This is a genomic window from Brasilonema octagenarum UFV-OR1 (assembly GCF_963888615.1).
In the GTDB taxonomy this organism is placed as follows: domain Bacteria; phylum Cyanobacteriota; class Cyanobacteriia; order Cyanobacteriales; family Nostocaceae; genus Brasilonema; species Brasilonema sennae.
Window position 1 is genome coordinate 1 of record NZ_CAWPKW010000336.1, and the last position, 19810, is coordinate 19810.

Annotated in this window: 20 protein-coding genes and 1 pseudogene; 5 read left to right on the forward strand and 16 right to left on the reverse strand. The window is 47.1% G+C overall.

The features are described 5' to 3' along the window. Window positions 1-137 precede the first annotated feature (137 nt). The 6 genes from AC5590_RS30415 to AC5590_RS30440 all read right to left on the reverse strand — a co-directional run bounded on the left by AC5590_RS30415 (window position 138) and on the right by AC5590_RS30440 (window position 5720). Window positions 138-992, reverse strand: coding sequence for a DUF4351 domain-containing protein (locus AC5590_RS30415; protein ID WP_169267008.1), 855 nt, complete (start codon window positions 990-992; stop codon window positions 138-140). 95 nt (window positions 993-1087) lie between these two features. Then, complete coding sequence (locus AC5590_RS30420) at window positions 1088-1183, reverse strand: type II toxin-antitoxin system VapC family toxin (protein WP_370460816.1); 96 nt, start codon at window positions 1181-1183, stop codon at window positions 1088-1090. Between the two features lie 184 nt (window positions 1184-1367). Next, window positions 1368-2582, reverse strand: a complete 1215-nt coding sequence (locus tag AC5590_RS30425; RefSeq protein ID WP_211178617.1) for an ABC transporter permease — start codon at window positions 2580-2582, stop codon at window positions 1368-1370. A 117-nt stretch (window positions 2583-2699) separates the two neighbouring features. After that, window positions 2700-4241, reverse strand: coding sequence for an efflux RND transporter periplasmic adaptor subunit (locus tag AC5590_RS30430; protein WP_169267010.1), 1542 nt, complete (start codon window positions 4239-4241; stop codon window positions 2700-2702). A 240-nt stretch (window positions 4242-4481) separates the two neighbouring features. Beyond that, window positions 4482-5039, reverse strand: a complete 558-nt coding sequence (locus AC5590_RS30435) for a cytochrome b (protein WP_169267011.1) — start codon at window positions 5037-5039, stop codon at window positions 4482-4484. Window positions 5040-5219: 180 nt separating this feature from the next. Further along, window positions 5220-5720 carry a hypothetical protein gene (locus AC5590_RS30440; protein WP_169267012.1) on the reverse strand — a complete coding sequence of 167 codons (501 nt, stop codon included), beginning with the start codon at window positions 5718-5720 and terminating at the stop codon, window positions 5220-5222. 199 nt (window positions 5721-5919) lie between these two features. Here AC5590_RS30440 and AC5590_RS30445 point away from each other — a divergent pair, with 199 nt between their 5' ends. After that, the gene (locus AC5590_RS30445) at window positions 5920-6600 is read left to right on the forward strand and encodes a winged helix-turn-helix domain-containing protein (RefSeq protein ID WP_169267013.1); all 681 of its coding nucleotides are present in this window, start codon (window positions 5920-5922) and stop codon (window positions 6598-6600) included. Further along, window positions 6597-8051, forward strand: a complete 1455-nt coding sequence (locus tag AC5590_RS30450; RefSeq protein WP_169267014.1) for an ATP-binding protein — start codon at window positions 6597-6599, stop codon at window positions 8049-8051. Before AC5590_RS30445 ends, AC5590_RS30450 begins: the two co-directional genes overlap by 4 nt. Here the strand turns inward: AC5590_RS30450 and AC5590_RS30455 are convergent. Together AC5590_RS30455 and AC5590_RS30460 are read right to left on the reverse strand one after the other, a co-directional pair. Next, window positions 8032-8232, reverse strand: a pseudogene (locus AC5590_RS30455) (hypothetical protein); the annotation flags it as partial. The gene AC5590_RS30450 and the pseudogene AC5590_RS30455 overlap by 20 nt on opposite strands. A 251-nt stretch (window positions 8233-8483) precedes the next feature. Next, a complete protein-coding gene (locus tag AC5590_RS30460) occupies window positions 8484-8954 on the reverse strand; it encodes a tetratricopeptide repeat protein (protein ID WP_169267015.1) in 471 nt (156 codons plus the stop codon). 336 nt (window positions 8955-9290) lie between these two features. On the opposite strand from AC5590_RS30460, the gene AC5590_RS30465 reads away from it, so the two are divergent. The 3 genes from AC5590_RS30465 to upp all read left to right on the forward strand — a co-directional run bounded on the left by AC5590_RS30465 (window position 9291) and on the right by upp (window position 12970). Then, complete coding sequence (locus tag AC5590_RS30465; protein WP_169267016.1) at window positions 9291-10550, forward strand: GTP cyclohydrolase II; 1260 nt, start codon at window positions 9291-9293, stop codon at window positions 10548-10550. Window positions 10551-10644: 94 nt separating this feature from the next. Then, complete coding sequence (locus tag AC5590_RS30470) at window positions 10645-11949, forward strand: URC4/urg3 family protein (protein ID WP_169267017.1); 1305 nt, start codon at window positions 10645-10647, stop codon at window positions 11947-11949. Between the two features lie 385 nt (window positions 11950-12334). Beyond that, on the forward strand, window positions 12335-12970 hold the full coding sequence (gene upp, locus AC5590_RS30475; RefSeq protein WP_169267018.1) for a uracil phosphoribosyltransferase: 636 nt from the start codon (window positions 12335-12337) through the stop codon (window positions 12968-12970). A gap of 245 nt (window positions 12971-13215) precedes the next feature. On the opposite strand, the gene AC5590_RS30480 is transcribed toward upp, so the two are convergent. From AC5590_RS30480 to AC5590_RS30515, 8 genes are all read right to left on the reverse strand, one after another. Next, window positions 13216-13341: a hypothetical protein gene (locus AC5590_RS30480; protein WP_256379285.1), complete on the reverse strand. Its 126-nt coding sequence runs from the start codon at window positions 13339-13341 to the stop codon at window positions 13216-13218. 367 nt (window positions 13342-13708) lie between these two features. Beyond that, a complete protein-coding gene (locus AC5590_RS30485) occupies window positions 13709-15934 on the reverse strand; it encodes a prolyl oligopeptidase family serine peptidase (protein WP_211178613.1) in 2226 nt (741 codons plus the stop codon). A 92-nt stretch (window positions 15935-16026) separates the two neighbouring features. Next, window positions 16027-16404 (reverse strand): hypothetical protein, encoded by a 378-nt coding sequence (locus tag AC5590_RS30490; RefSeq protein ID WP_048871163.1) that lies wholly within the window; start codon window positions 16402-16404, stop codon window positions 16027-16029. Window positions 16405-16426: 22 nt separating this feature from the next. Beyond that, on the reverse strand, window positions 16427-16714 hold the full coding sequence (locus tag AC5590_RS30495) for a hypothetical protein (RefSeq protein ID WP_169267019.1): 288 nt from the start codon (window positions 16712-16714) through the stop codon (window positions 16427-16429). A 143-nt stretch (window positions 16715-16857) separates the two neighbouring features. Then, window positions 16858-17676 carry a CPBP family intramembrane glutamic endopeptidase gene (locus AC5590_RS30500; RefSeq protein WP_248277328.1) on the reverse strand — a complete coding sequence of 273 codons (819 nt, stop codon included), beginning with the start codon at window positions 17674-17676 and terminating at the stop codon, window positions 16858-16860. Window position 17677: 1 nt separating this feature from the next. Beyond that, complete coding sequence (locus AC5590_RS30505; RefSeq protein ID WP_211178614.1) at window positions 17678-17848, reverse strand: CPBP family intramembrane glutamic endopeptidase; 171 nt, start codon at window positions 17846-17848, stop codon at window positions 17678-17680. After that, complete coding sequence (locus AC5590_RS30510) at window positions 17845-18813, reverse strand: CPBP family intramembrane glutamic endopeptidase (RefSeq protein ID WP_169267020.1); 969 nt, start codon at window positions 18811-18813, stop codon at window positions 17845-17847. Before AC5590_RS30510 ends, AC5590_RS30505 begins: the two co-directional genes overlap by 4 nt. 68 nt (window positions 18814-18881) lie before the next feature. Then, window positions 18882-19499 (reverse strand): TetR/AcrR family transcriptional regulator, encoded by a 618-nt coding sequence (locus AC5590_RS30515; RefSeq protein ID WP_248277329.1) that lies wholly within the window; start codon window positions 19497-19499, stop codon window positions 18882-18884. Between the last annotated feature and the right edge of the window lie 311 nt (window positions 19500-19810).

Here is a 19810-nt window from a genome sequence, read left to right on the forward strand (position 1 = left end):
CGACTGCGAACCCGAAGGGTGAACCCGAAGGGGGGTGAGGTCAAATCAACGACGTGGTGTAAGGATTTGAACGTTCTCGCAACACTGCCATATCCCACCTCATGATTTGTTGCACTAAAGGCGTGTCTAACACAAAGCTAGCAAGTATATAAAATTGTCAGAAATTCTTCTAAAGAACTGACAGCGATCGCATTATCCATCAAACTTTCTAATTGTTCCACACTCTCGCCCTCAAGCCTTGCTTTTACTTCTTGAGGAATTTCGCCAAAGCGTCGTTGCAAGACTCGGATTAACTGCCGTCGTACACCCTGTTGAAGTCCACGTTCTTCACCTTGGGTGAAAATTTCCTGATACCAAGGCGATTCTCGCAACACTGCCATATCCCACCTCATGATTTGTTGGACTAAAGGCGTCTCTAACACAAAGCTAGCAAAAAATGCCAGCAATGATTCTAACTGATTCAACTGTGGATCTGTTCGTAGTACCTGTAGTGCACGTTGTACAACTGATGCCTCACTGCCTCCTCGTAATATGGGCACAAACGGTAATAACGAAGGTAATGGTTGCTGAAACACAATTTCAGCATCTACCTCCCACAAATTAATGACGCGATAATCTTGAACAGCACGTAATCCCAGAAATTCTTGCTCGTAACTACTGACAACAGTTAAGGTGGATGGAGGTGGCAAGATATTGATCAGCACTGGGTAAGTTGGCAGTCGGTAGCGTTCTTGTGCTAGGACAGCATAGGCTCTCATACGTAGAGGCATATGTGCTGTGTAACGCAACTGCAATTCGTTGAGTACGAGAAAATCCCCGTGGGTAGCACTGTATGCCTTCACCAACACATCTGTTTCCCGGCTAATCCACTGAAATTCAGAACCCAAAATTTCTTTAGCCACGACTTCGGGACGCTGTGTCACCCATTGTACCCATGCATCAGGAGCTAAACTAATCAGTCGCTTACCACCTGTATCTGCTGCTTTTGCCACAGGTTTTTTTATACTGTTACTAGTTCTTAAGAATATATCATAATGTGTTAGGCAGAACGCGATACGCACATGCGATTAGCCAAAGGATTATCGCCTTAATCCCCCACTGTCCAATCTTCAAACCGCAAACCAGCTACACGCGAAAAATCCTTCTGGTTGCGCGTTACCAAAATACCATCATTAGAAATCACAATCTTTCTCTTTCTCTGTGCTCTCTGCGCCTCTGCGGTTTTTTCTCACTCAGATGCTACCGGATTTGATATGAGGCATTTGCCCAATATTAGACAGGTATTCAAAATAATCTCAGTCCTTCAGATATTGACAGAAGAAGAAATCTGTGTATTATAAAAACTGCTCGCCTGAGTGACTCTTGTCCTAATCACTCCTCAGCGCGGTGATTGGGTCAAGTCTGGCAGCATTGCGAGCTGGGATGACGCCAGCCAACAGTCCAATCACAAATGTCAAACCAAAGCCGAACAGGATCGACCAGGGCGAAATCACCAAGGGAAATTTGAACAGGTTTGAGGCTGCGAAGGCGATCGCAATTCCAAGACATATACCAACAACCCCTCCCATGATTGCAATCACCACTGCCTCAGCTAAAAACTGGGTCAAAATAGCAGTACCAGTCGCTCCAATCGCTTTACGAATCCCGATTTCCCGTGTGCGTTCGACCACTGACACAAGCATAATATTGGCAATACCAATGCCGCCAACAATTAAAGAAATTCCGGCAACTGCCACTATCATCACGGTAAAAAGCTTAGATGTACTGGTGAGCGTTTCGATGATATCGGCTGAATTCACAGTCCGAAAATCATCCGTTTCTCCTTTTTCGGGAAAAATGCCGTGTCGTACCCGCAACAGATTGGTAGTTTGATACTGTGCCGCATCTAGCAGATCCTGGCTTTTGACTTTGACATAAATTCCTCTGACGGCAAGTCCCTTGACAGCATTGTTTCCTACTAATCGGGCAGACATATTAGTCAGCGGGATATAAATTTGTTCATCTGGGTTTTGTGGACCTTGCGCTCCCTTCGTTTCCATAACGCCAATTACGTCATAGGTTTCTCCGGCGATACGGATTTGTGCGCCTTCTGCGTTGCTTCCTGTCCCCAGCAATTCATCTCGTGCGGTGGGACCCAATATCGCCACAGCTTTCGCTGAATCGACTTCTTCCTGACTGAAAAATCTACCTGTTTGAGGATGCGTGTTTCGTACATATGGATAATTTATATCAGTTCCAATAATGGTCATTGAGTCGTTGTTTCCGGCATAAACGACTTGGGAATTCTGTTGTAGGAAAGCAGACACTCGGTCAACACCTAAAACCTCTTGTGCGATCGCCTGAGCATCTTCTAGAGTTAATGTTGTTGCACTACCACTGCCCTGCCGCACTCCGCCACTTCTGGCTGCACCCGATTGTACTTGCAAAATGTCAGTTCCCAGTGATTGTAATTGTTGCTCGGTTGACTTTTGGGTGCCTTGACCGATAGCAGTAACCGCAATGACTGCCGTAATGCCAATGATGACGCCTAACATGGTTAGCAGGGTGCGGAGTTTATTACTCCACAGTGCCTCAAGAGCCATCGACATAATTTCAAGTAGGGACACAGATGAACTCCCAACCAAAGCAGATGCCTGTTTAACTAGCGGTTTGCGCTCACGTGATTTTGTCATTGCTAAACCTCGCTTGTAAAATCAAGTTTAAAAACCACCGCGACGACCACCCATACCGCCATAACCACCACCCATTCCGCCAGAACGACCACCCCTGTTACTACCCCTGTTGAAACCTCGTGGCGCACTCACCAAAACTTTTTCATTTCCTTGCAAGCCAGAACGCACTTGGGTTTTGTTACCCACGGTAAGTCCGGTTTGAATTGGCACAAATCGAGTCCGACCAGTTTCTGTAAGTACCCGGACTCCGGTGCCATTTTCCTCGCGGGCGATCGCCACTGTTGGCACAACAAGCACATTGTTTAAGTTCCCTGCATTGAATTTCGCATCGACATTCATGCTAGGAAGCAGTAAAGTTTCAGGATCGGTAAGATCCACTCTTACTTTAAGGCTGGTGACGTTGGATGTCACCGTTGCCTGAGCTGCAACCTGGGCAACTTTCCCCTGAAAGGTTTTGTCAGGATACGCATCGGCTGTGATTGTTACCGGCTGTCCTACCTTAATTTTACTAATATCAGTTTCAGCAACATTTGCCACAACCTGATAATTTGATGCCAGCGACAGAATCGAAGAAGAGGTTGATCCCGAAACCGAACTGCCGGATGTTGTAGGTGTCACGAAATCACCCGGATCGGAATACTTGGAAGTCACAATTCCACTAAATGGGGCACGAATCACCATGTCTTGGATTTGTGTTTGAATCGTTTTCAGGCTGCCCTGCTGCTGAACCACTTGAGCGCGTGCAGAGTCAATATCTTCTTGGCGATTTCCCGCTTTCAGTAGTGCTAAAGCTTGCTGTCTTTGCTCTACCACCGCCTTTAATTGCTCGATATCTTCTGTGCGTGATCCTGCTTTTTCCAATGCCAGGGCTTGCTGCGCTTCATTTACCGAAGCTTGAGCGCTGTCCCTATCAGCACGTTTTTGGTTTACAGTTTGAAGGGAAATCGCACCAGCATTATATAGTTGCTGATTGCGCTGGAAATCATCTTCCGCTTTTGCTAAAGTTGCTTGAGCACTTTTTAAACGTGCCTGTGCTTGAGCAATATCTTGAGGGCGATTCCCTACTATTCCCTTTTGCAGATTCGCTTGGGCTTCTTCTAATTGTGCCTGTGCTTGAGCAATATCTTGAGGGCGATTCCCTGCTATTGCCTTTTGCAAGTTCGCCTGGGCAGCAGCCAGAGATCCTCGTGCTTGAATCAGTTGCCCTTGCAGGTTTGAGTCATCCATGTATGCGAGGATTTGTCCTGCTTTCACAGAATCACCTTCATCCACCAGCAAGCTTTTTAGACGTCCAGAACTTTTGGGGCTGACGTTGGTCGATTGTTTGGCTTCAATGATACCGTTGGCTGATATGGTGATGGGTAAGGTTTCTCGCTGGACTGGAACTGTCTGCATTTTGCTTCTGGCTTCCTGAGCGGAGGAAATCACCGTCTGACGGTAAACAAGGTATCCACCCCCCGTTAGTGAACTGAGAATGAGTAACCCCATCAGCCATTTCGTCAGCTTGTGGTTCATCAAGCCTTTTCCTGAAGGCTTAAATGTAGTAGGTTGGAGAGAATCAAGTGTCATAGACTGCTTTGCACCTTTAGTGTAAACAACAATAAGTCATTGCGTTCGTGGTTTGTGTGGCTCCTAAAGGGAGCATCGCTTTTGCAAGGTTTGTGTTGAAACTACAAGGAGTTGATACTTTTAATTACAGCAGCCCAACATGACAGCTTGCCCTTTGTCTAAATTACAATTTTGTAATTTGTTTTGTACTGAATTAAATAATTTATTTGCTAAACATTAGTGGGTATAGCGTTACATTTGTCAAGTATTTTCCTTGAAAATCTGTTTCCAGGTTCTACGGAGAAACTGACGTTGCTCAATCATGTGTAGGGCAACCAGTGCTAGGAGGGTGTAGGACAGCCAGAAGTGTAGATTGTGGGCGAGCGCACCAACAGAACGATTTTCCTCAAACCAATTGGGCAACGTCACAAAAAAGAACGGAATTTCATGCCCACCTGTGTTTGATAAAAAAATGCCGCTGATTGGAACAACCAGCATCAGCAGGTAAATCACTAAATGGAGGGAAAAGGTTTTTATCCACTGGGGTGTGAACCTACGACTGCGCTTGAGATAGTTTTTTGCCATAACTTGCAGCAGCGTGAAAATCCTCAAGAGCAGCAAACCTAGAACTAATACACCAAATGACTTATGGACGTTGTACAGAGAGCCTCTAAAGAAAACTTCACGCGGCAAGCGAGCCATCACCATACCAATCAAGTAGATGATGAGAAAACAGGCAGCCATAACCCAATGCAGCTTCCATAACCGCCCAAACGCATCATTTAATCGTCCTTTTAAGGGAGTTGTGGTGTTTGGCATAAAAATTTTGGTTCGGTAGGAAATAGAAAACGCTTGACAGTGCCAAGCCCTGGACTATACAAACAACATTGTATACAAGTATCTAAAAGGTAACTATGAAAGCATCACCAAAAATGATTGTTTATGGATAAGTTTGAGAGGGGTACATATGAAATCATTGAGTGCGGCGAGTGATGGAGTTCATTTTTTCCTTCTGTCCCTTTCTCTCTCTCTAATCTCTCTAAATATTCTTTCATTCATCTTTTCAAATTCCGTTTGTCCGTTTTCAAATTTTCTTTGTCTTTCAGATTCTGAACTATTTAGAAGTTGATAACATCTACTATCTAATGTCCTAGTTACAGTTGAGTTCAGATTGTTGTAAGGGCTATCGTCGTAACCCTCTTTAAACCCACGAGCAAATTCACCACCTACTACACGCGGACGATACTTTTCCCTTTTCTGAGCACTTTCAACTCCCTGGCGATAACCGTCGCTATAAGCTTCAGAGTGATTTGCAGGGTCATCGTCCTTTGAAGGAGTCCAGCAATTAGCTTGGGCTTGGGCTTTTTCTTTATATAAAATGAATGTACTTCCAATAGTGAGAATGATTAGAGTGCTAGCAATTATTCTTTTCATTTTTAAGGAATTAACTAACAGAGTTCTTTCATTATTTATAGGGGTGAATGAATTTGCTTTATGCATTTCCTGTTGCTCTGTTGCCCGTGCTGCCCAGTCGCGTCCCCTACGCTTACGACTTGAACACACAGGGGCGGATAGCTTGATTGCCGATTAGCCAGCACCTCACAATCACAGCCCACCTTGTATTTGAATTACACTTTTGTAATTTGAGTGAAACGGTAATAAATCTAGAATGGAGCAATAGGTCGAGTAATGAATAGTTGTGAAAGTTCTGTTTGTCGAAGACGAAGCAAAAATTGCTAACTTTGTCCAGGCTGGACTGAAGGAGCAGGGATTTGTCGTAGACTACTGCGACAACGGTGATGAAGGTTATCTGCGAGCATTAGACAATGAATATGATGTGATTGTGCTCGACATCATGGTACCAGGGAAAGATGGACTATGGATTCTCAAACAACTGCGGCGTTCAGGTCGAAATGTTCCTGTGATTTTGTTGACGGCTCGCAATGAATTGGATGATCGCCTGGAAGGACTGAATTTGGGAGCTGATGACTACATTGCTAAACCGTTTTTTGTGGAAGAATTAGCGGCTCGAATTCATGCGGTTGTCCGACAGAGTGTGGGTACTCGTCAAAATCTCCTTTCGGTTGGCTCGCTCAAGCTTGATCGCATCACGCGAGAAGTCACTTGCAATCAACAAGCAATAGAATTGAGCAGCCGCGAGTTTAATCTTTTGGAGTATCTCATGCGTTCTCCCGGACGGGTTTTTACTCGTACCCAAATCCTAGAACACGTTTGGGGTTACGACTTTAATCCCAACACCAATGTCGTAGATGTTTGTATTCAGCGCATTCGTAAAAAAATTGACTCGATTGATCGAGCAAATTGGATTGAAAGCATTCGAGGGGTTGGATACCGATTTTGCAAGCCGAATCTAATATGAGACTCCGTTCGTTTCGACTCCGGACTGCTTTGTCGTGTGCAGCTTTGGCTGGAAGCGCATTAGTAGGGTTTGGTGCAGTCTCCTGGTTCCAGATTTACAATGCTCAAATCAATCGCTTGGATGCACAACTGTTCAATCAGTTACTGCGGGGAACTCGTTCAGCCCAGCGAGAGCGATTGCAGTTCTTCGGAGATTCATTACCTTATGCCTTCGGAACAAATACGAAAATCCCTATCGCTGTGCTGGTGCGAGATGCAAACGGCAACATACTTTATCAATCCGACGAAGTACCTACCGATAAGGAGGTGAATCGTCTGTTGCTTAGGCGTCTTGAGTTGACACCTTTGCCACCGCTTCCTAAGCGTGAACCACCGCCAAAACTCTCCAATACAAATCCCGCCGTTGCATCGCCGTTTCTTCGCCCACCCGCACCTCCATTTGTGACACTTGCGACGACAACAGGAACCTGGCGAATTGGGGCAGTTAAATTTTCCAATGTTCAGGTTGCGATCGCCGTTAGTCTGCAAGCCGTCAATCAAGAGATGGGTACCATTCGCAATATCTTCCTTGTCTCAATTTCGGGAGCACTTTTGCTAGTTGCTTTTGGGGCATGGGCGGTTTCTGGTGGTGCCTTGCGTCCCATCCGGCAATTAACGGGTGTCATTCAACAGGTGACTGTGAAAGGGCTAGATCAGCGAATTCCGATTGGGACAACGGATGTTGAATTTGTCGAATTGATTCAGGTGTTTAACCAAATGCTGGAACGCCTGGAACGCAGTTTTACACAAGCCTCCCGCTTCAGTGCTGACGCAGCTCACGAGTTGAAAACCCCACTGACAATTCTGCAAGGCGAACTGGAACGAACACTGCAACAGGTTGACTCTGGAAGTGAAGTGCAACAGCGCTTGAGTAATTTGTTGGATGAAGTGCGTCGTCTGAGTGGTATTACGCGGAAACTCTTGCTGCTGTCTCTGGCAGATGCAGGACAAATGAAGTTGTTTCTGGTTGAGGTGGATATGTCTGAGTTGCTCATGGAGATGTTAGAAGATTTGGAACTGCTGGCTCCCCATCTGAGTGTGCAAACTGATATTAGTGATGGGTTGAGGGTACAGGGCGATCACGATCTCCTGATTCAAGTTCTGCAAAACCTCTTCAGCAATGCCATCAAATATAATCTCCCCAACGGCTGGATACAGATTCATGCAAAGAAAACTCAAACAACTCTCCATATTACGATCGCCAATGCTTCAAAAGAGATTTCGGTGGGCGATCGCTCGCGCATTTTTGATCGCTTCCATCGCGGTGATCCAGCTCGAACCCGTAAAGTAGAAGGAATTGGACTGGGACTCAGCTTAGCCCGTGAAATTGCTCGGGCGCATCGTGGCGATCTGACCCTTGATTCTACATCGGATGGGCAGACGGCGTTTAGCCTCACTTTGCCGATGACGTGATTTTATTAAGAATCTTACGGCGAAGAAGAAGTACATCCTGCTGCATTGAATTTTTGGCGTTGCATAAATGCGGGATGATGGGTACAACCCCATTCTTCCGGTAATGCAGTAACAATTTAATTGAGAGCCTCAGCATTTCTTTGGATTTAGAAAAACAAAGTGTGCGACGATGCAGCAGCGCGTGGAGGATGCCTCACAAATCAAAAGAAAACACTGTTTCCCTATTAAGCGTTAAGCGTTAAGCGTGTTTCTTGATATCCAAACTGTAGTTTTTGTAGATGGCAGTTACAATAGCCCGATAAAGTCTCCCTTGTTCTACTTGTGTTACCTAGTTGATCCCAAAGGTGACTTTATCCAAGCCAGAGTTTTGGTTGGTTGCTATTGCAACAACCAGTGGTTTATATGATAATTTTGCTTTCTCCAATTTGTTATCTAGTTCAATCGCAGAGTACATTCCAAAATAAATTTTTGATTGACTTGAGAATAAGGTTGAATTTCTAAAGCACGGTGAAATGCCCTGATCGCTTCAACATACTCTCCCATTGCGCTATAACACAAGCCCATACCGTGAAGTGCGCCGAAATGTATTGGATTGAGCTTGACGACCATTTGACAATCTGCTAGTGACTTTCGATATTCGCAGTTGCTATAGTAAAGAAAAGCACGGCGATTCCAAGCTTCGGCAAAATCTGGTTGGTTGTTAATAAGTTCTGTCAGCACAGCTTCAGCTTCCGTAATTTTTCCAGAATCTATTAACCTTTGACTGCGTTCAATAATTTCCAGTCCATGAACTCCCTTTTGCTGAAACCAAATACGCCAGATTTTCCTGGTTGCTTGTTCCCGGACTGTTTCATCCGGATTTTTCAAATCTTTAAGTAAGGAATTGATAAGTAAAGAATCCATGAATTCAAGATCGTTAGTTGATAGTTGTTCTGGATCAAATTTCGCATATTCTCATCTTAGAAGTCACTAAGAAGTATTGAGTACTGAGTAAAATATGAATAATGAAAAAAGAATACTCAGCATTCATTGTTCAAAACTTAAGACTGTTGAATAAAAAATAGCAAATTCATTACTGTTTTCTGTAGTCTAGAATACGATTAAGATCTAACTCAATATTTAAAGTCATTGTTTATAGTCATTGGTATGTCATACTTTTACAAGCCATAACTCGTGATAATTGTAGAGGAAGGGTAAATGACTAAGAATTTATAAAAAGTAAGAGAAAAAGAAACGACTATGCCAAACCAAAAAAGCGTTTCCGGGCATATTGTTCTCACTTCGCATCCCAGTCGGTTTGGTCCCAAACCGATTTCTATTCAATGGGGAGCAGCCGATCCAATGCAACGTGGTCCAGTCATTGCTACACTAACTAAGCAGGGACACCGTAACGTAATTGGCACTCACTCTGGTGGTTATGCGATTTACCGTGCCTTAGCGGTGGCTAGCGGAGCTCTTCAGTCAGATCACAGGGCAGACCTTACTAATACATCTCCAGTAGAATATATTGGACCACATCCCAGTTGGGCTGATCCAGAGAAAATTGTCTCGCTTGATCCGTTTGGGGCGACGGTTGGTGAGGCATTTGCATCATATTACACACAAGGATATGACATTCGTCCCACAATCGCTATCACAAAGGCGCACATCAACATACCGGAATTACAAGAGGCGGTGACAGCAGGACGCTTACAGGTTGATGGCAAAATTATGAAAGCTGGTGGCGATTTAGTAGTGACGAAAGCTGCAATTGAGCCAGTATGGTACTTACCAGGAATTGCCAAACGATTCAACATCACAGAAGGGGAGTTACGCCGCGCTTTATTTGAACAAACTGGAGGGATGTTCCCAGAATTAGTGACACGACCTGATTTAGAGGTGTTTTTGCCTCCAATCGGAGGCATTACTGTGTATATCGTTGGGGATGTAGCGGCTATTAGTGATCCTCAGAAGCCTTTGGCACTGCGAGTACATGATGAATGTAATGGTTCTGATGTTTTCGGATCAGATATTTGCACTTGTCGTCCTTATCTGGTACATGGAATTGAAGTTTGCGTACAAACCGCACAACAGGGGGGCGTAGGTGTTATTGTTTACTGTCGTAAAGAGGGGCGTGCTTTGGGAGAAGTGACGAAATTCCTGGTTTACAATGCCCGTAAGCGTCAAGAAGGAGGCGATCGCGCTGATGCCTACTTTACCCGCACTGAGTGTGTGGCTGGCGTGGAAGATATGCGGTTCCAAGAACTGATGCCCGATGTGTTGCATTGGTTGGGCATTACCCGTATTGACCGTATGGTATCAATGAGTAATATGAAGTACAACGCCATTGTTCAGTCAGGAATTGAGATTGTGGAACGAATACCAATTCCAGAAGAGTTGATTCCTGAAGATGCGCGGGTGGAGATAGAGGCGAAAAAGGCTGCTGGTTATTATACAACAGCAGAGGTGTTAGACTCCGATAGTTTGAGCGATGTTAAGGGGCGTTCTTTAGCAGATTGAGTTTCAGCAGATAACAAGACAAGGGGAAGGAGAGAGGGAGGGAAACTTCTCTCACTCCTGTTATGGCGTGTCTGAATATTAGGAGTGGATCGGAATGGAAATGGAAACCGCAGAGGCGCAGAGTAGCCAGTGCGTTGCGGGGGTTCCCCCGAGTGTGCAACCTGGCGTAGCGCAGAGGAAAGAGGGGAAGGAGTTGGTTGGTTATTTGCGATCGCCTAGTGCTATCCGAGATCGTTGTGAGCAGTTGTTTGAGTTGGCCCTTATTGGTGAGTCTCATCACTTTAATTGCGATTTAACGCAGTTGCCAAAAGTGGCGGAGTATGTTATTGAGGTGATGCGGGAACAGTACCCAGATTTGCAAATTCCTTTTCACAGCCGCTGGCGACATTTTGAGGCTTCCGGTGTACAGCGTCTATCTCAGTTGGATGAGAAGTTGGCGGGACTCACGCCTGAAGAGAAAGCTGTTGCTAAGTTTGATTTGGCGATTATCAGTGTTTTATTAGATGCTGGTGCAGGAGAAAGTTGGTATTATCATGAGCGGGAGACTCAGCTAGATTTTAAGCGTTCTGAAGGTTTGGCTGTTGCCAGTTTTCATATGTTTTGTGACGGAACTTTTTCTAGTGATAGGCAAACAACACCTTTGCAAGTTGATGCTCAAAAATTGCAAGCCTTAACAGAAAAAGAATTGGCAGATGGGTTTGGTGTGAATGCAAACAATCCCTTGGTGGGGATTGCTGGACGGTTAAAATTGCTGCAAAAATTGGGTCAAGCCCTACTTTCTTCACCTCATCTATTTGGTAAAGAAAATCCCCGTCCGGGCAATTTGGTAAACTTTTTCATACAAAACTCACATAACAAGCAAGTCGCTGCGGCAAATGTGTTAGGTGCTGTTTTAGAAGGGCTAAGTGAGATTTGGTCTGGACGAATTGAGGTTGCTCGAATAAATTTAGGAGATACTTGGTTTCATCCACGTGTTAGTGATGATGGCTTAGTCCCATTTCACAAACTCTCTCAGTGGCTAACTTATTCTCTGCTTGAACCTCTACAAGAACTTGGCTTGGAAATAACTGGTTTGGATGTCCTGACTGGATTAGCAGAATATCGTAATGGGGGATTGTGTCTTGATTTGGGACTTATTAGCCCTAAACATCCGGAAATTTTGCTGCAGTCTCATTCAGTTGCATCAGAGGTTATCGTTGAATGGCGTGCCCTGACCGTGATACTGTTGGATCGCATCGCCGCCACAGTACGCGACAAGTTGAGCATGAGTGCTGAAGAACTACCACTAGTAAAAATTCTCCAAGGTGGAACTTGGACAGCTGGACGCAAAATTGCAGCTGAACGTAGAAAGGGTGCTGTACCCCCCATACAGATAGAAAGCGACGGTACAGTATTCTAGCTATCAGTAGTCACTAGTTATCAGTCACTGGCTTTGGAAAAAGCAATGCACATGGACAAAAAGCTAGTGACTCTTGCTTTGTTCAAGTTCACGATTATAGGACTTACCCACGCGTTACTTTAGAAAATCTGGTTGCGATTCGCACCAGTCCCTACAACCGCACGGCTGCGTCGTTCGGTTGGATCGCTATGGACTATTGTTACGTTGTTCGTGGGTAAGTCCTGAATTCATTTTTTGTGCTTCCTGTGGAGGAACTGCAACGTGAGTGCATGCCGAAGGGCGTATTTTGAATTTTGCGAGGTGAGTGATATCTTCTGCCTCTTATGAGGCACACATTTTGCCTGTCAAGTTCTTTTTGGTTGGGATAATAAAACATTTAAGACATATGCACAGTCAAGTTAAAGTCATCGAGCATCCATTGATTCAACACAAACTCACACTGATGCGTAAAGCAGAAACAACTACGACGACATTTCGAGTCCTTCTCAAAGAAATTAGCCTGCTGTTGACGTATGAAATAACACGAGATTTGCCTCTGAAATATGAACAGATTAAAACTCCTCTCGCACCAATGAATGCCCCAGTCATTGCTTTGGATAAAAAACTGGTGATTGTTTCCATCCAACGAGCAGGACAAGGGATTTTGGATGGAATACTCGAACTTATACCATCAGCAACAGTAGGACACATTGGATTGTACCGTGACCCTAAAACCCTCATTCCCGTTGAGTATTATTTTAAGGTTCCTCAGGATATAGATCAGCGAGATGTACTAGTGGTTGATCCAATGCTAGCAACTGGTAACTCAGCTGTCGCAGCAGTTGAACGAGTTAAATCAACGAATCCAATGTCGATTAAGTTTCTTTGCATACTTGCTGCACCAGAAGGTATTGAGCATTTCACCGAAGTCCACCCAGATATACCTCTTTACACTACGGCTATTGATGACCATTTAGATGAAAATGGTTACATTATTCCAGGATTGGGAGATGCAGGGGATAGGTTGTTTGGGACAATATAATAACGTACATTAAATTTATGTAATTTTCTGGGGAAAGGAAGGTAAAAAATAAAATTTATAACGAAAAATATTATTTTTTCCTTTTCCTTCTTCAGTGATTGGCAAAATTTTTACTTTGCAAATCGTACCTCAATCTAAAATAACCAGGACTTACGCAAGCAGGGCTGTTTCATTCGCTCAGGTAAGGATTTTGTCAAGAGTATAAGCCAGAAAATTTAGGAAATTGGTAATCAAAAATTACTGCTTTAACGAGTAAACTTAAGTGCGATCGCCCCCTTGGGGCGACTCCTCCGGAGGAGTATCGCCAGACTCATGAGCAAATCAAATTTTTTCACCACTTGATTTTTTTGGCTGATACGCTTGTAAATCACAGTCTTTTAGGGAATGAAACAGCCCTGCTTAAGCGCCAAGGCACCTGTATCGAGCCGTGTTCTGGTAAAGCTTGTTGGCTGGAAGGAACGTGCTGGACAGTACGCCCCTCAACTGTGCTCTTTCCCCATCGCATCTCGCATTAGCAAGGATCTGACAGGCACCTACGTCGTAAGCAACAGTGCTCGTGCAGGTGACCGTGATATCCCGCGCTTCTCGATCGCTGCCCTCAGCCGACGCTGGACATCCGCCCAGCGCTAAGCCTGCGATCGCCAAAGACATTAAAAGAAATCGATTTTCATTCAGCATGTGGATCTCCTATGTTGTTTCATCCCCGTTGGTTGGGGTGTTCTGTTGTCGTGTTCCGATTCATTTCCCATTCCCGACGTTCAGCCCTGTCCAGTGAGCCGCAAAAGCCCACATATCCGTCGTTTCCGCGATGATCTTGTCGGTGGGCTTGCCCTCTCCATGTCCTGCACGGGTTTCGATGCGGGCAAGATGGGGCTTGTCACCAATCTCCGCCGCCTGAAGTGCAGCAACATATTTGAAAGTGTGTGCTGGAACCACGCGATCGTCTGTGTCTCCAGTAGTGGCGAGGATTGCGGGATATACCTTGCCAGATTGGATATTGTGATAAGGCGAATAGTTGAAGAGGTTCCGGAAATCCGCTTCCCGTGCCGGCGACCCAAACTCAGCGACCCATACTTTCCCGACCGTGAACTGGTCAAAGCGGAGCATATCCATCACACCGACCTGGGGCAGCGCGGCAGCAAACAAATCCGGTCGCTGGTTGACGACCGCACCAACGAGCAGTCCGCCGTTCGAGTCTCCGTAAACCGCGATGCCGTTGTCCCGTGCGATGCGGTTGGTCTTGAGATATTCAGCAGCAGCGATAAAGTCGTCGAAGACGTTCTGCTTCTTCTCGCGCCGCCCCGCTTCGTGCCATGCCGTGCCATATTCTCCACCGCCCCGGATGTTAGGGATCGCCACAACGCCGCCTTGCTCGACCCATGCCATCAGGGCGGCTGAATATTCGGGGAGTATGCTGAAGCTATAGCCTCCATAGCCAAAGAGGATAGTAGCAGCAGGTTCGGTCACATCCTTTCGTCGAATCACGAACATCGGAATGCGCGTGCCATCTTTCGACTTATAGAAGGTCTGATCGATGACGATCCGATCCAGGTCAGCTTGAATCTTCGGCTTGACCCAAATGTCTGTCTTTCTTGTTGCCACATCGTATCGATAGACGGTGCCCGGAGTGTTAAAGCTACTGAAGACAAAGAAGCTCTCAGAAGCCTCCGGATCGCCGCGAAGTTCGCCCACGGTGCCGATACCAGGTAACTTCATGATGCCGTCCGGCGTGCCGTCGAGCTTGTAGCGCCTGACCTCCGTCTTGACATCGACGAGGTAGGAGAGGAAGAGTCGCCCGCCGATCAACTTCCCATCGTTCAAAATCGCCTCCTGTTCGGGCAAGAAATCGGTAAAGACTGGGTCGGCAGCAGCAAGATCAACCGTGACGATCTTGGCGCGTTCAGCGTCCTTGTTGGTGAAGAAAAAGAGCTTTGTGCCGACATTTGCCAGAACTGCCCACGTATTGTTGGAATTTTCGACCAGCTTGCGCGACTTCCAGTTGCTACTCGTGAGATCCACGATCGTCACGGCGCTGATTGCCGCATTTTCAGCAGAACTGACCACGGCATAGCGACCGTCGTCGGTCAGCTTAAGGGAATTTATACTGTTCGGCTGGTTTGGTGTGGCATAGAGCAACCGATCCTGAGATTGGGGCGTGCCGAGCTTGTGGAAATAGATGGCATGATTGGTCACGCTCGACTGTGCTTCCTCTCCCTGCTTCGGTTCGGGGTAGCGGGCGTAGAAAAAGCCAGACCCGTCCTTGAGCCATGCGATGCCTGTGAACCTTGCCCACTTGACCTCATCCTTAAGATCCTGACCCGTCGCGACATCGAGTATCTTAATGGTGCGCCAGTCCGAGCCGCCTTTCTGCACCGCATATGCGAGGTGGGAACCGTCCTTCGAGCTATCCCATTCGTCCAGTGCGTCGGCACCGTCGGACGACCAGCGATTAGGATCGATCAGAACACGCTCCTTGCCGTTCACGCCTTCGCGAACATAGAGCCGCGGCTGATTTTCTAAACCGGATTTGCGCGTGTAAAAATATTGGTCGCCATGCTTGTGCGGTATACCGACACGTTCATAGTCGAACAATGACGTTAGGCTTTTCCGAAAAGCGTCTCGACCCGGCAGCGTATTGAGATAAGCATGGGTGACCTTATTCTGCGATTCGACCCAAGCGGCGACTTCTTTGTCATTGCGGACATCGTTTTCCAGCCAGCGATAGGGGTCGGAAACCGTCTGTCCGAAATGTTCCTCAACGACATCGACCCGCTTGGTTTCAGGATAAGTGATTGTAGGCATGATTGCTGTAGACTCCGTGCAAGCGGAGGCGAAATGGGTAGTAAAGAGTAGCGTGAGCGCGAAAAGGGCTGCGCGACGCATCAGTATCTTTTTAAATAAGAGTTGAAATCCAAAGAGGTTGAATTCCAGTACTTCTCGTCGTAATTTTGCAGTTTTGAACATATCATTAACTTATGTAACAGAATCCTTGACTGTAACTACTCGGTCAAAAGGTTGTCAGTAGTTTGCTATTGACGTTTACAGGTAGCAAACAATTAATGCTCAGAATTCACTTGCCATGTAATCACAATGACTTCCGCAAATATTAAGACAACTAATAGCCGCGAAAACGCTCCTAAAATGGCTTCCATCGTCCAGTTTTGACTCTGAGCCTCCCAGATCGTCACCACAATATTTACTCCAATTACCAACCAGGGTAGAATGACCGCTGAATTCCGTCTGCGATAGAAGCCGAGCGTCGCCTCGCGCCAAAATGGGAAGGTACTGAGAAAACAAACAAAGTAGGACGCTCCTGCACTGGCGAACAAGCTGGTTTGAAGACTTGAAGGCAGGTTCGGGTATCCAAGCGCGATCGCCGTCAAGCAAGCTCCCAGCGCTAGATACAGGAAAGTAAACAAGGTAAATCGTTTCATTTTTTTCTCTTTCTAATAAAGCTTATTCTCTGTACCAGACACGTACACATTGAAAGCAATTGACTGTAACGCCCTGGCTGATCATCACTGGGTAGACCCCATTACTGACTGTCACGCCGTAGACACCATCACTTGTGCTTTTCAAGCTATCTGGTAAAACAACGGTTTCAACATTGATCAACTGTATCGTTGTACTTGCAATCCACTGATTGACTTCACTCACAACCTCAGAGAATAATTCATATTCGGAAGGGCCACCGAAGGGACCCCGTTTAGTAATCCGAGGCGCAAAATCTTTGTACTGAATCATTTGATTTACCACCTTAAAACTGTAGAGTTGAGCATCAATTCAAGTAGTAGGCATCGCCCACCATCTTTAAAACCCTTCTTTGTAAAACCTTTCACGGTAAAGCTTTGTGGGCAGTGATAGCCCTACGAGATCTATTTCAAAACTTAAGCAAACCTTGCCAGTAAACTGCTAAGAACAGAGGTAAAAGCATGAACGCTGATGTGGGCTAACATTGCAGCTTCTAGCGAGTATTGCCAAAAGAGCCAGCCAAACGCAATCCCCCCAATTCCATTCAGTAACAACGCCCGAATAATCACAACTGGAGTGAGGGGAACGATCGCGGCAGTCGCTGGCAGGTGTAGTAGTCCAAATACCAACGCGGCTAGAACGATCGCACCCTGGTAAATTCCTTGACTTGGCAACGTAACGCCTTGTTTTAGCCCTTTCCATCCGATCCAAACAAGCAGCGACATTAAACCCCAGCGCATCAAAATTTCCTCAGTGATGCCGCCATAGAACATTGCTGTGAGCAAATTCAACCAACTTGGCTGTGTATTATTGGCTGCCCGTAGCGCTTCAGGTAGGACAGGTTGCATCAACTGATCGAGCAACAAGAGAACGATCGCCGCCGCTGCACCCACACCCAGGCTCCACTTGATCTCAACGGCAAAAGGTAGAGACTTAGCGGTGTGAAATACCCAATGATCGATCAAATGGGATCTTAAGCCAACACGATAAGCACAACCAATTCCGAGCAGAATGCTGATTGCCAGTAGAACTGAATACTGTAGTCCTTGCAGAAGCATTAAAATCCACAATGGCGGCACTTTTTCCAGCATTTCTGGAGACAGTTTCGCTAACTGTTGCTCGGCTAAAGGAATAGACGCGATCGTGTACATCACAATTCCCACACTGCCCAATACAAATAAAATCGCGAATTGTTTCAAAACTGCCATTGGTTTAATCTCCAGATGATCCGTCATATCAGCCTATGCCAGCAGCTACCATTAACGGGAGTTGGGGCAGGTTGTAAACAATGTGGACGACGACAGCGGGCCAGACCGAGCCGCTGCGGCGGTAGATTTCGGCGGTGATCAGACCCACGAGCAAGGCTGCGGGGAAGACGGTGATGCCGTGAGCGATCGCGAAGATCAATGCGATCGCTCTAGAAAACGGGTTGGGGCCTTATGCTCGAACACTCCGTAGGCGATCGCCAGGAACACGGGGATTGCAACCAGCACTGATAGCGCCCCGTAGGTCGCGTGGTACTTGCTGATTGTGAACAGAGCTGGTGTGGTCACGGCACTTCCAGTGATGTTGAACAGGAGGATACCGCCGATGTTGTTCGCGAAGTGTACGCCGATGGCGAGTTCAGTGGTTCCGTCAATCAACGAAACCACAGTCCACAACAGACCCGGAACGAGGAAGTAGTTGGAAAAAACCGTGAGCCAGCCGCCTGCCTGCGCCTCCGGGTTGAGGAGGTGCGGCAGGGTGAATATCACAGCCGACAGGAGCGCCAGAAAGACGCGGTTGGTCCAAATGAGGCTTGCGCCCTGCACGATATATCCCCGGAAGAAAAGCTCCTCGGTGGTGGTCTGGATCGCGGTAAGAACCAGTGCGATCGGGACGAAGAAGACGAAGCTCGTGAGGTCGGAATTGAAGGAGAAGCTGTCGGGGTAGAAGAGGTACTGTCCCAGCCCACCTATCAGGCAGAATGGCACGAACCACGCCACGAACCCGTGACCGACACGGTGCCAGCTTATCTTCTCCCGCGCCGTGATCAGTGTCAGGGGATGACGACGGTGGATGAGGGAGACGGCGATGAGAATCCCGCCGAGAAAGAACGGGAACCCCATCATGATCACCAGGAAGCTCCCCACGGAACCGAACCCGGAGAAATCCGCCCGACGGAACGCCGCGAAACCCTCCTGTCCGTCAAGCGCGAACGCCACGAGCGCGCTAGCGACGCTGCCGACAACCAACCACGAAACGAGTATGACTAACAGTCCCAGGAGATACCGCCACCACCGATGTCCACCTCTCTGGGCAGCCTCCACGTAAGTCGCGTCTTTGACTTCGCTTAGGTTTCTCTTCTTTCCTTTGGTTGCTTCGATCTTCATCTTTATCCCCTCACTCATGGGTATATGTAGTGCTTGGATCGGGTTGCTAGTTGCCTTTGCGATTGTTTTCAGGGATCGACCGGGTCCCCGACGGCTCCACCAGTGGCTACGCGCACGGCATGAGCCATGTGCTTGATCGGGTTGCCGAGAGAGGCGCGATCAGCTCCTGCCATCAGGGCGGCACTGACATCTTCACTAATGACGCGCAAGACTGCGGTGGCAGCCGCCGCGTGCAGCCGCACCTCGATATCGTCAGCCGAACGGCGCAGGCGATCCGCGATGATCTCAGCCAACTCGCGCTCGATTCGATCGTGAGTCATTAGCCAAGCCGCACGCAGATCCGGCTCTTTTTCAGCTAGCACGGTCATCTTGATCACGGCATCGTCGTAGGACTGCTGATCGGGATTCTTGGGGCGATTCGTCGCCCACTCGAAGAGGTGATCTTCGAGGGAAACCTCCCGAGGCCAGCGGCGCAACACCGCCACACACTCCTCGACATCCTGCGCCAAGACAGGCTCAGCACAGCTTTCCTTGTTACGAAAGTACCGCCACAAGGTACGTACCGAGACTCCTACCGCGTTTGCGATTTGCTCACCGCTCGTGGCGGCGACACCGTGTTCCCAGAACAAACGCGCCGCCTCCCGCGAAATCTCCAGACGCATCCGCTGATGCCGCTGCTCACGCATCCCCCCTGATTTGTGATCGTTCGTCGTATCGCTGTCACTATCACTCCTCATAGCCGTCTTTCTTTTCAATACTTGTCATTAAATGACAAAATGACACTAAATGACATGCCTCGCAAGAGGTAGCTTTGCCGACAGTGTTATTGAACTTAGGACTGATGCTTTTGTGCGAGATTGTGATAGCGCCACAAGGATTAGGTCGTTAAAACTTGATTGTTTAAGTTGTTCGATAGTTGTCATGGTGAAGCTGATTTTTCTCCAAATTCCAGCATTGACCATAAAGTGGTCGGTTGCACAATCCACGACCACTTTTT